At 34.3% G+C, this 12,421-nt stretch carries 11 protein-coding genes; 5 read left to right on the top strand and 6 right to left on the bottom strand.

The features are described 5' to 3' along the window. Positions 1–54 precede the first annotated feature (54 nt). Genes K7G79_RS03420 through K7G79_RS03405 form a run of 4 tightly spaced genes read right to left on the bottom strand, consistent with a single transcriptional unit; the run spans position 55 to position 4,672 of the window. A complete protein-coding gene (locus K7G79_RS03420; protein ID WP_223549162.1) occupies positions 55–1,329 on the bottom strand; it encodes an adenylosuccinate synthase in 1,275 nt (424 codons plus the stop codon). A gap of 12 nt (positions 1,330–1,341) precedes the next feature. After that, positions 1,342–1,794, bottom strand: coding sequence for a Fur family transcriptional regulator (locus K7G79_RS03415; RefSeq protein WP_223549160.1), 453 nt, complete (start codon positions 1,792–1,794; stop codon positions 1,342–1,344). A 26-nt stretch (positions 1,795–1,820) separates the two neighbouring features. Beyond that, positions 1,821–4,040: a bifunctional (p)ppGpp synthetase/guanosine-3',5'-bis(diphosphate) 3'-pyrophosphohydrolase gene (locus tag K7G79_RS03410; protein ID WP_223549491.1), complete on the bottom strand. Its 2,220-nt coding sequence runs from the start codon at positions 4,038–4,040 to the stop codon at positions 1,821–1,823. 50 nt (positions 4,041–4,090) lie between these two features. Beyond that, positions 4,091–4,672, bottom strand: a complete 582-nt coding sequence (locus tag K7G79_RS03405) for a non-canonical purine NTP diphosphatase (RefSeq protein ID WP_223549490.1) — start codon at positions 4,670–4,672, stop codon at positions 4,091–4,093. A gap of 129 nt (positions 4,673–4,801) precedes the next feature. Between K7G79_RS03405 and K7G79_RS03400 the strand changes: the two genes are divergently transcribed. Together K7G79_RS03400 and hpf are read left to right on the top strand one after the other, a co-directional pair. Next, on the top strand, positions 4,802–6,358 hold the full coding sequence (locus K7G79_RS03400; protein ID WP_223549158.1) for a lipopolysaccharide assembly protein LapB: 1,557 nt from the start codon (positions 4,802–4,804) through the stop codon (positions 6,356–6,358). Between the two features lie 123 nt (positions 6,359–6,481). Beyond that, positions 6,482–6,781: a ribosome hibernation-promoting factor, HPF/YfiA family gene (hpf, locus tag K7G79_RS03395; RefSeq protein ID WP_223549156.1), complete on the top strand. Its 300-nt coding sequence runs from the start codon at positions 6,482–6,484 to the stop codon at positions 6,779–6,781. On the opposite strand, the gene rlmH is transcribed toward hpf, so the two are convergent. Beyond that, positions 6,778–7,251 (bottom strand): 23S rRNA (pseudouridine(1915)-N(3))-methyltransferase RlmH, encoded by a 474-nt coding sequence (gene rlmH / locus K7G79_RS03390; protein WP_223549154.1) that lies wholly within the window; start codon positions 7,249–7,251, stop codon positions 6,778–6,780. The genes hpf and rlmH overlap by 4 nt on opposite strands. Positions 7,252–7,365: 114 nt before the next feature. Between rlmH and nadC the strand changes: the two genes are divergently transcribed. From nadC to priA, 3 genes are all read left to right on the top strand, one after another. Beyond that, a complete protein-coding gene (nadC, locus tag K7G79_RS03385) occupies positions 7,366–8,226 on the top strand; it encodes a carboxylating nicotinate-nucleotide diphosphorylase (RefSeq protein ID WP_223549152.1) in 861 nt (286 codons plus the stop codon). A 73-nt stretch (positions 8,227–8,299) separates the two neighbouring features. After that, on the top strand, positions 8,300–9,238 hold the full coding sequence (locus tag K7G79_RS03380) for a YihY/virulence factor BrkB family protein (RefSeq protein WP_223549151.1): 939 nt from the start codon (positions 8,300–8,302) through the stop codon (positions 9,236–9,238). Positions 9,239–9,241: 3 nt separating this feature from the next. Further along, the gene (gene priA, locus K7G79_RS03375) at positions 9,242–11,695 is read left to right on the top strand and encodes a primosomal protein N' (protein WP_223549149.1); all 2,454 of its coding nucleotides are present in this window, start codon (positions 9,242–9,244) and stop codon (positions 11,693–11,695) included. A 26-nt stretch (positions 11,696–11,721) separates the two neighbouring features. Here priA and K7G79_RS03370 read toward each other — a convergent pair whose 3' ends face one another. Beyond that, the gene (locus K7G79_RS03370; protein ID WP_223549147.1) at positions 11,722–12,417 is read right to left on the bottom strand and encodes a LytTR family DNA-binding domain-containing protein; all 696 of its coding nucleotides are present in this window, start codon (positions 12,415–12,417) and stop codon (positions 11,722–11,724) included. Positions 12,418–12,421 lie beyond the last annotated feature (4 nt).

Raw genomic sequence — 12,421 nt, 5'->3', positions numbered from 1 at the left:
AAAAACGCTCCAAAATAAGTTTTTGAAGCGTTAAACAATTTAATTGTATAATAATTAATTCCTAAAAATGGTCTGCTTTCTATCTGGCCCTACCGAAACGATGGTGATTGGTATTTCGAGTTCTTTTTCTAAAAACGCAATATAATCATTAAGTTCCTGTGGCAATTGCGAGACATTGGAAAGTGTTGTTAAATCTTCTTTCCACCCCTTAAACTCGGTGTAAATTGGTTGAACGTTTTCGGGTTCAATATTATAAGGCAAGTGTTCAATAACATCACCTTTATAATTATAAGCTGTACAAACCTTTAGTGTTTCGAAACCAGATAGTACATCGCCTTTCATCATCATGAGTTGGGTAACGCCATTGACTTGGCAGGCATATTTTAAGGCCACAAGGTCTAACCAGCCACAACGTCTTGGACGCCCTGTGGTAGCACCAAATTCATGTCCAACACGGGCCATGGTAGCACCGTTTTCATCAAACAGTTCAGTAGGGAAGGGGCCAGAACCTACTCGAGTGGTGTAGGCCTTAAAGATACCAAATACATCACCTATTTTATTGGGTGATACGCCTAATCCGGTACATGCTCCTGCTGCTGTTGTGTTACTGGAGGTTACAAATGGATAGGTTCCAAAATCGATATCTAAAAGAGAGCCTTGAGCGCCTTCGGCAAGAATGGTCTTTCCAGATTTTTGGGCCTGGTAAATATATTCTTCAGAGTCTATAAATGTTAATGATTTTAAAACTTCTACTGCCTTAAAGAATTCGATTTCCAACTCTTCTAAGTTATATTGGATGTCAACATTATAAAAGGCAATCATCGATTCGTGCTTATCTGCTAAAGCCCTGTAACGTTTTTTCCAATCACTGAGTTCCAAATCACCTACACGAATACCATTTCTACCCGTTTTATCCATGTAAGTTGGGCCAATTCCCTTTAGGGTTGAACCTATTTTAGCTTTTCCCTTAGAAGCTTCGCTGGCTGCATCCAATAACCTATGTGTTGGTAAAATAATATGAGCTTTACGTGAAATAAGAAGTGATTTTCTATAATCGACATCCTGTGCTTCCAATTTATCCAATTCACCCTCAAAAATAACAGGGTCTATAACTACACCATTTCCAACTAAATTAATAGCATTGTCATGAAAAATACCTGAGGGAATGGTATGCAATACATGTTTTTTACCATTAAAGACTAAAGTATGCCCTGCATTTGGACCACCTTGAAATCGTGCAATAATATTGTATTTGGAAGTGAGTACATCAACAATTTTTCCTTTGCCCTCATCTCCCCATTGTAATCCTAGTAGTAAATCTACTGCCATTATAAAATTAAATTAATTGGTTGATTTTTTGTTTCCGTAAAAGTAAAGTGAGTGTGAATGAATTTCGATATCAAAGACTTCTTCTATTGTTTTTTTAATGGACTGAATTCTAGGGTCGCAGAATTCAATTACCTCTCCTGTATCGGTTAAAATAACGTGATCGTGTTGTTTGTCGAAATATGATTTTTCGTAGTGCGCTTGATTTTGGCCAAACTGATGTTTTCTAACCAAACCACACTCTAAAAGTAATTCAATGGTATTGTAAAGTGTAGCTCTTGAAACACGATATTTTTTATTCTTCATACTTAGGTACAAAGATTCTATATCGAAGTGTTCATTATTATTATATATTTCCTGAAGTATAGCGTAACGCTCCGGTGTTTTTCGGTGACCGTTAGCTTCTAAAAAGCCGGTAAAGACATTTTTGACAATATCTTGATTTTTAGACTCGGAATTAGTACTCATAATTTTCGTGTCAAATTTACACTTTTTTATACTCTTTTAACCTTATCGATACCATTAATTTTTTTTAGTTTTTCTAACAATGTTTTTAACATACTATTGTTTTTTATAATGGCATTAATTCGACCTGAAAATATGCCGTCGTCACTTTCAAAATTAAGACTCTTCATATTAACATGCATATTTGAGGAAATTACCTGGGTAATTTCATTAACAAGGCCTAAATGGTCAATCCCGGACACTTCTATTTTTACCAGGAATTCCTGTTGTGAGGAGTCTATCCATTTAGCTTGAATGATGCGATATGCATAATTGGACTGTAAACTAAGGGCATTAGGACAATTTTTTTTATGGACTTTTATGCCTTCGGAAACGGTAAGAAAACCAAAAACTTCATCACCAGGTATTGGATTACAGCAATTAGCTAATTTATAATCTAACTTTTCTTCTTCTTTGCCAAATACTAGTAGGTCATATTTTGCAGTAATTTCATCTCTTTCAATCTCCTCTTTGCTTATGGCAGGTTTTCGGGAAATTTTATTTTTAATATAGCTTACAAAGGCATTGCTTCGGGATGCTGCATACTCTTTTAACATCGAGTTGTCTATAGAACCTATGCCTACACGATAAAAAAGATCGAGACTGGTTTTAAGTTTAAAATGACGTACTAAATCATTAACGGCTTGTTCATTTAAATTAATTTTAAGTTGTCTTAGTTTTCGTCTTAAAATCTCCTTCCCTTCCTCCCCAATTATTTTTTTGTCTTCTTTTAAAGCCGATTTAATTTTACTACGTGCTCTAGCCGTAGTGGCATAATCTAACCAGTTGGTAGTAGGTTTGGCTATTTCAGAGGTTAATATATCTACTTGATCACCGCTATGTAATATATGGCTTAAAGGTACTAGTCTGCCATTAACTTTGGCACCTCGTGTTTTCATACCCACTTCAGTATGAATGCTAAAAGCAAAGTCTAAAGCAGAAGCCCCTTTTGGTAATGACTTTAATTCTCCTTTTGGGGTAAACACAAATATTTCCTGAGCATATAAATTAAGTTTGAATTGCTCTACAAAATCAACAGCATTTAAATGAGGATTTTCAAGTGCTTCCTGCAATCGGTTAATCCAACTTTCAAGGCTGTCTTCTTTTTCCCCAGATTGTTTATACTTGTAATGGGCTGCATATCCTTTTTCGGCAATTTCATTCATACGTTCACTGCGAATCTGAACCTCTACCCATCTTCCTTTAGGTCCCATTACTGTTATATGAAGTGCTTCGTAACCTGTTGATTTTGGTGATGAAATCCAATCCCGAAGTCTGGTGGGATTAGGTCGAAAGTGATCGGTTACTATGGAATATATTTTCCAGGCTAAGAATTTTTCATTTATTTCATCACTACTATAAATGATTCTAATAGCGAATTTGTCATAGACTTCATCAAAAGAAACCCCTTGTTTAACCATTTTCTTTCTAATTGAAAAAATGGATTTAGGTCTTCCTTTAATAGTATAATCCATTTTTTCTTTGTCCAAAGAGTTTTTAATAACATCACTAAACTGTTCTATATATTTGTCCTGTTCTTCCTTGCTATCCTTTATTTTATTTAGAATATCGTTATAAACTTCTGGTTCTGTATACTTTAAGCCAAGGTCTTCGAGTTCTGTTTTTATGTTATACAAACCTATTCTATGTGCCAATGGTGCATAAATATATAGTGTTTCAGAAGCAATTTTAACTTGTTTGTCTGGACGCATGGAATCCATAGTTAGCATATTGTGTAGTCGGTCTGCTATTTTTATAATAATTACCCTAACATCATCATTTAATGTTAATAGCATTTTTCTAAAATTTTCAGCCTGTAAAGAAACATCCATATCTTGTTCTTTACTAAGTGAAGATATTTTAGTAAGACCGTTTACAATTTTTGCAATGGTTTCACCAAATAGCTGTTCAACATCATTAATGGAATAATTTTCATTGTCTTCCACAACATCATGTAAAAGTGCAGCAGCAATTGAGGTAGCGTCCAATCCAATTTCTTGGGCTACAATCTTGGCAACGGCAATAGGATGAAAAATATAAGCCTCTCCAGATTTTCTACGCTGATTCCTGTGGCCATCCAAAGCAACATCAAAAGCCTTACGGATAAGTTTTTTGTCATCTTTTGAAAGTGTACGATAGCTCACTTTAAGCAGTTCTTTGTAAGCTTTGGTAATGGCTAAATTCTCTTGTTCTATGGCTTCTTCGGTCATCATATATTAAAAATAGCATAAAGATAATTAACAGGCAACCTTTTTGTTTTTTAAATATGTGCTGAATTTAGAAAAGCAATAAGTTGTGAAATGGCTTTGCCACGGTGACTGATACTGTTTTTAAGAGTTAAATCCATTTGGGCAAAGGTGTCATTATACCCTTTAGGTTTAAAAATAGGGTCGTAACCAAATCCTTTTTCACCTTGTTTATTAGGGGTGATTTCACCTTTGCAAATCCCGGTAAAAATGTAGTTGCCATTATTTAAGTTTAATGAAATTACAGTTTTAAATTGTGCATTTCTATTATTGCAATTTTTTAAATTTAAAAGTAATTTATCCATATTAGCACTATCGCTTCGATGATCACCAGCATAGCGTGCAGAAAGTACTCCGGGAGCACCATTAAGTGATTCAACTTCCAAACCCGTATCATCTGCAAAGCAATCATAATTAAAGGTGGTTTTTATATAGTTGGCTTTCTGTTTGGCGTTATCTTCTATAGTATCTTGGGTTTCAGGTATATCTTCAAAGCAACCAATATCCTTTAAGCTTAATAGTTTGATGTGTGGTGGAACCAAAGCCTGGACTTCCTTAATTTTATTCAAATTATTAGTGGCGAAAACAAGTTTTATCAAAACAAATAGGTTTTAAGTGATTAGGCAACGTCAATAATCTTAACGTGCTGCTAATTTCCGATAAAAATTTTACGTATATTTAAAAACAGCAAGAATTTTGACGTCATAAATTTAATACTATAACCAATGAAAAAATCAATTGTTGTCTTTATATCTTTTATTTTAATGGTGTCCTGCAAAAAAAAGGAAGAACAGCCAGTCTACTTAGGAATCGTTGATTTTGAGGTTACAGGAAAGCAGCATGCTCTTCCTTTTTTTGAAAAAGGATTGTTGTTATTGCATAGTTTTGAATATCAGGATGCAAGGGAAGCTTTTGTTCAAGCGCAGGAAGCAGATCCTAATATGGCTATGGCCTATTGGGGTGAAGCGATGACCTATAATCATAGTCTTTGGAGGGAACAGGATTATCAAGACGGTATTGAAGCTGTAAATAAATTGGAACAAATAGATACTTCAGGATTAAATCCTGTTGAAATGGACTTATTGCAAGCTATAAAGATTCTATATAAGCCTAAAACTCCAAAGGATGAACGTGATGAAAGTTATATGGAATTTATGGGTGGGCTGTATGCTAAATACCCAAATCAAAATGAAGTGGCCGCTTTTTATTCCCTATCCCTGTTGGGGTCTGTTAAAGAAGGGAGAAATGATTCTATTTATGGAGAGGGTGCTTTAGTAGCCAATAAGGTTTTGAAAAATAATGCCAAACATCCAGGGGCACTACATTATCTAATTCATTCATACGATGATCCTAAACATGCCCATCTTGCACTTGAAGCAGCAGATTCTTACGCAAAAGTAGCACCAGATGCTAGTCATGCCCTACACATGCCATCGCATATTTATGTGGCTTTAGGAATGTGGGATAAAGTAGTTGCTTCTAATATAGATTCTTATGGGGCAAGTCTAAAAAGAATGGAAGATAAAGGTTTGGATAATGATGCAAGAGGCTACCATGCTTATCATTGGTTGCAGTATGGGTATTTACAAAAAGGACAAATTGATGAGGCCGAAAAAATGGTTTGGGATATGCAAAAGTTTTGCAATGAAAAACCATCGAAACGGGCAAGGGTGCATCTCTTGTTTTTAAAAGGAACTTTTCTTGCAGAGACAGATCTTTGGAATCATCCTATAGTAAATGTAGACATAGATGTTTCAGGAGCAAATATTTCGGTTAAGGCTCAAAATTATTTTATTGAAGGAATGAAAGCTTTTAAAAATAAGGATGAAGAAGCATTAAGTAAGAATATTGATAATCTTGAAGATGAAATAAATAAGGAATCACTTTTGGTTGATAATATTGGTAATGGAGGAAGTTTATGTGCCTCATCAGATAGGTCGTTACCTAATAGACAGGATTTGAAGCGGGCTGAAACTGTGAAAGTTCAATTATTGGGTTTGAAAGCATGGCTTAAGGAGGATTTTGACAAGACTGAGCATTTTTTGAAAGAATCTGTTGAACTTGAAGAAAGTTTGACCTATAGTTATGGGCCACCAGATATTATTGTGCCAACAAAAGAGTTGTATGCTAAATTTTTAATTTCACAAAACAGACCAAAAGAAGCGATTACTTATTATAAAGAAGCATTGGAAAGGGGAACTAAGCGGTTAATTCCGTTAAGAGCAATAACCGAAATTTCAAATGAAAAAGGAATTGATGCACCGACTGCGGATAAAATTTAAATAGCTAAATGCCTTAGATTCTTTAAGATATGATTTTTATATCTTTTTTATGATTTTTGTTAGACGCCACTTTTTTTAATTTTACTATTTTAGAGTATTGTTTAATGGATTAAAAATAGAATTATGACAATTAACATTCAATATGTTCATATGCTAACCAGTGAGGCCATGAACGCTTATGTAACCGAGAAATTAAATAAACTTAACCAAAAATATGATTGGATTATCAATGCAGAGGTCCATTTTGAGATTGAACATAATGCCAAGGAAAATGGAAAGATATGTAAAATTGAATTGAGTGCCCCAGGCCCTAGGTTATTTGCTACATCGAGTGAAAATACCTTTGAAAATGCTGTTAAAAAGACCCTTAAGGATTTGGAAGTACAGTTAAAAAAGAGAAAACAAACCTTTGTTAAGCACTAACGGTGGTGGTAGGGTTCGTTTCTAAGTATAGTAAACCCACGATACAGTTGTTCAATAAAGAAAAGCCTTATCATTTGATGTGAAAATGTCATTTTAGATAAGGCTATTTTTTCGTTCGCTCTATGATAAACTTCCTGTGAAAATCCATAGGGCCCTCCTATAACAAAAATAAGTTGTTTTATACCGGAATTCATACGTTTTTGTAGTTGTTTGGAAAATGCAATAGAGGTGAATTGTTGTCCGTTTTCATCCAATAATATTAAAACATCTGAACTTGTTAAGTTCTTTAAAATAAGTTTACCTTCCTTTTCTTTTTGTTGTTCTTCAGTTAAATTTTTGGCTTTTTTTATGTCGTGGATGATTTGAAAGGAAAAATTAACGTAGAACTCCAGACGTTTTTTGTAATCTTCAATTAAAGAGACAAGATGCGCGTTGTCTGTTTTTCCAATGGCCAAAAGTTTAATAGTCATAATGCCAAAATTAAGATGAGCGATAGATTTTATCTTAATAAAAATTAAAATTAGGTAAATGTAAAATATTATTTCGCCAATCAATTTATTATTTTAGCATCAAACTTTTAAATAATGATTACACAAGAATATTTTGATTCAGAAGTAAGACGCATAATTGCTGCAGCCATTAGCGAAGATGTTGGAGATGGTGACCACAGTTCACTGGCATGTATTCCAGAAAATGCTAGGGGAAAAGCTAAGCTTTTGGTGAAAGATAAAGGGATAATAGGAGGGGTTAATTTTGCTAAAAAAGTTTTTGCCTATATCGACAAAAGTTTGAGGATAGATGTGCTTATTGAAGATGGTACCGAGGTGACCTTTGGGGATATTGTAATGTATGTTGAGGGGCCGTCGCAATCCATATTAAAGGCTGAGCGTACTGTTTTAAATGCTATGCAACGTATGAGTGCCATTGCAACAAAAACAAGACTTTATGTTAATTTGGTAAAGGGTACCAAAACAAAAATTTTGGATACCAGAAAAACTACCCCAGGCATTCGAGTTTTGGAGAAATGGGCTGTGAAAATTGGAGGTGGTGAAAATCACAGGTTTGCCTTGTACGATATGATTATGCTAAAGGACAACCATATAGATTTTGCTGGAGGAATTACCAAAGCTATTGAAACTACCAAACAATATTTAAGGGAGACTGGAAAGGACCTGCAGATTATGGTTGAGGCAAGGAATTTGATAGAGGTAGAGGAAATATTGAGGAATGATGGTGTTTATAGAATTTTGTTGGATAATTTTGATTATGAAGATACGCGTAAGGCCGTAAAATTAATAGGAGATAAATGTCTTATTGAATCTTCGGGTAATATCAATGAAACAACTATTAGGCATTATGCCGAATGTGGTGTAAATTATATATCCTGTGGAGCTTTAACCCATTCGGTCCACAATATGGATTTAAGCTTAAAGGCAGTTAATTAATTGCCTTTTCAAATATTTTTGGCTGTTTTTTGTAAATAGCATATCTAACAGGCCAATACAAAAGGGTGTTTTAATGACTAGACCTATAGAAGATAATCTCGATAAAATCCCAATTTTAAATGTTCTAATTCGCTTTTTCAAGCAAATAAAATTACCAGGTTTAGAAGGGCTGTCATTTTATGATTTATTAGAACTTTATATCACTGGTATTGTAAAAGGAGCGCTAACAACACGTGCTAGTGCCATTGCTTTTAGTTTTTTTACAGCTTTATTCCCCTTTTTGTTGTTTGTTATTATAGTTATTCCGGAAATTCCGGTAGCAAATTTCCAAGATGATTTTATGAATTTTTTGGAATCGTTTTTGCCACCAAGTACTTCAGATTTTTTCTTTGACAACATTTTTAAAAATATTGAAAGCTCTAAAAGAGGCGGATTGTTGTCATCGGTTTTTGTGCTATCCATTGTTTTAATGGCCAATGGGGTGAATGCTATATTCTCAGGGTTCGAAAATTCCTATCATGAACAATTGAGCCGAAATGTTTTTAAGCAATATTTGTATGCCTTAGGTATTGCTTTAATATTGGCTTTTTTACTCATTGTAACTATAGTGGTTTTAGGTTATTTTCAAATTTATGTGATTCAAGGGTTGGTAGATGTGTTAAATAACACAGGTTATGTTGAGCCTGATAGCGTTTTTTGGTATAATATAGCTAAATATGTGTTTTTTGTTTTTATGGTCTATATTGCTACAGCCACATTATATTACTTCGGAACTAAAGAAGGTCGTGAGTCTAAGTTTTTTTCAGTAGGTGCCTTATTTACTACCTTACTTATTATTTCTACCTCTTATTTGTTTGGTGTCTATATTGAGAATTTTAGTCAATACAACAAGCTATATGGTTCAATTGGGGCCCTGTTAATATTGTTATTCTATTTATGGCTCAATGCTAATATTTTGCTTTTAGGTTACGAACTTAATGTGTCTTTAAATAAACTTCGGAAAAGGAGGTAGTTTATGGGTAACTATATAGATGTTATAATTCCTATACCGCTTCAAAAGCTATTTACATATAGTATTTCTGCTTCCGAAGCTAATTTTCTTGAAAAAGGCATGCGGGTAGCTGTTCCCTTTGGAGGAGCCAAAATATATACAGGTATTGTTGTAGATATTCATCAAACACCACCAACGGCTTATGAAGCTAAAGAAATACATCAAATATTAGATGATGTGCCTTTGGTGAACGATTTGCAATTGCAATTTTGGCAGTGGATAGCTAGTTATTACATGTGTACTTTGGGTGATGTAATGCGCGCTGCCTTACCAAGTGCTTTTATTTTGGAAAGTGAAACTAGTATTGTTAAGAACAAAGGCGTGTCCATTAATGAATCGGAATTAAAGGATGATGAATTTCTGGTTTTTGAAGCTTTGCAATACCAGTCTTCTTTAAAGGTTCAGGATGTTATGGGTATTCTGGATAAAAAACAGGTGTTTCCTATTATAAATAGATTGATAGAGAAAAATGTTGTTTTTCTTGAGGAAGAAGTCTATGAAAAGTATAGGCCCAAATTGGTACGTTATGTAAAATTGAACGTCAATTATACTTCTGAAAAAGCACTTCAAAGGTTATTGGACGATTTGGGGAGAGCCCATAAACAAAAAGAGGTAGTCCTGACCTTGTTTTCAATAGCAGCAAAAACAAAAAAACCAGTTAAGGTTTCAGATTTATCAACAGAAAGTGGTGTTTCCACCTCAATAATTAAAGCATTAATTGACAAAGGGGTTCTTTTAGAATATCATATCCAAACAGATAGGATTTCTTATGAAGGAGGGGAGTTACATGAAACTAAGATATTAAACACAAACCAGGTACAGGCTTTAGATGCTATTAAAAAAGCATTCCATAAACATGATGTTACTTTGCTTCATGGCGTGACGTCTTCTGGAAAAACCGAAGTCTATTCAAAGTTAATTGAAGATATAGTAGAACAGGGTAGGCAAGTATTGTATTTACTTCCCGAAATAGCTTTAACCACCCAACTCATAGGCAGATTGAGACTTTATTTTGGTGAACGCATATCGGTATATCATTCTAAATATTCCTCACAGGAGCGTGTTGAGGTATGGAATAATGTATTGCAGTCTGCTTCTAAAGCTCAAATTGTAGTGGGGGCAAGATCTTCCGTCTTTTTGCCATTTAATGATTTAGGGCTCATTATTATTGATGAAGAACACGAGCAGTCCTTCAAACAGTTTGATCCGGCACCGCGTTACCATGCACGCGATACGGCTATTGTGTTGGCTAAAATGCATCAGGCAAAAACCCTTTTGGGATCTGCGACACCTAGTTTGGAAAGTTATTTTAATGTACAACAAAATAAATATGGTTTGGCAGAAATCAGCAGGCGTTATAATAACGTTTTAATGCCAGAGATTCAATTGGTAGATCTAAAAGATAAGCACAAGCGAAAGCGCATGAAAGGACATTTTAGCGACACACTTTTGGATGCTATGACAGAAACTTTAGACGAGGGTTCTCAAATTATTTTATTTCAAAATAGGAGGGGATTTTCTCCTATAGTAGAATGTATTACTTGCGGACATGCTCCACAATGCCCCAATTGCGATGTAAGTTTAACCTATCACCAATATAGAAATCAGCTACGTTGCCACTATTGTGGGTATAATACAGTAATGCATAAAAACTGTGAGGCCTGTGGAAGTTCGGAATTGGATTCAAAAGGTTTTGGTACAGAGCAAATTGAGGAAGAAGTTAAAATATTGTATCCTAAGCACAAAGTTGCTAGGATGGATTTGGACACTACTCGAGGCAAATATGGTTACGAAAAGATCATTACAGCATTTGAACAGCAAGAAATTGATGTTTTGGTGGGAACTCAAATGCTAACGAAAGGACTTGATTTTAGAAATGTAAAATTAGTAGGCATAATGAATGCCGATACTATGTTGAATTTCCCTGACTTTAGGGCACATGAGCGTAGTTTTCAATTAATGATGCAAGTTGCAGGCAGGGCAGGTCGTACCAACGAACGGGGTAAGGTATTAATTCAAACCTATAACCCTTATCATAATATTTTACACCAGGTTACTACAAATGATTACCAGGGCATGTTTAAAGAGCAGCTAAACGATAGGTATAACTTTAATTATCCTCCAATTTATAAGCTTATTAAAATAACTTTAAAGCACAAGGACTTTAATAAGGTGGAACAGGCTTCAGTATGGTTGGCCAAGTCCTTACGGCAAATTTTTTCTGAATATGTATTGGGACCAGAATCACCACCAATAGCAAGGATTAGAAATCAGTTTCATAAAAACATTTTGGTAAAAATACCCCAAGGGCAGTCCTTGTCAAAAACAAAAGAAGCTATTATTAAAATAAATAACAGCTTCTATAGTATTAAAGAATTTCGGTCGGTAAAAATGATTTTAAATGTTGATAACTTTTAGTGAGAGATAGATTTTTTGCAAAATCCCTAAATGTTATTTAAAGCATCAACCAATTGGGTTTTTTTATTCCTGCTTAAAGGAATTTCATAGGCGCCAACTTCAACATTTTTACTATTAAATCGATCAATCTTATCTAAGTTAACAATATAAGATTTATGGATTCTTAAAAATTTATTTTCAGGTAATTCTTTTTCAAAGGCTTTCATGGTAGACAATACCACAAGGCTAGTTTCTTCGGTAACTAATTTTACATAATCCCCAAGAGCTTCAATCCATTTAATATCCTTTATATATACCTTACGTTTTTTAAGGTTACTTTTCACAAAAATATGTTCGCCTTCTTCCTCGCTAAAGTCTAATTTTAATTTGTGTTGTTCTAGGGCTTTTTCTACAGAGGTGTTGAAGCGTTCTTTTGTTATAGGCTTATGCAAATAATCGGTAGCATCATAATTAAATGCTTTAAAGGCATATTCGGTTTTACCGGTAACAAAAATAATTTGTGGTTTGTTATTTAATACGTCTAGAAGTTCGAAACCATTTAACACAGGCATTTCAATATCTAAAAAGATAAGATCAACTTGGTGCGTATTTAAACCATTCTTTGTTTCTAGAGCACTGCTGTACTCTGCAATTAAGTTAAGCGATGGATGATTCTCTACCAGCTTTACAATCGAGAGACGCTGTATTGCTGAGTCGTCTACTACTACACAGTTTAAAGTCATAACA

It is taken from the genome of Aestuariivivens sp. NBU2969 (assembly GCF_019931125.1).
In the GTDB taxonomy this organism is placed as follows: Bacteria; Bacteroidota; Bacteroidia; order Flavobacteriales; family Flavobacteriaceae; genus Aestuariivivens; species Aestuariivivens marinum.
This window is presented reverse-complemented; position numbering and strand designations above follow the sequence as displayed.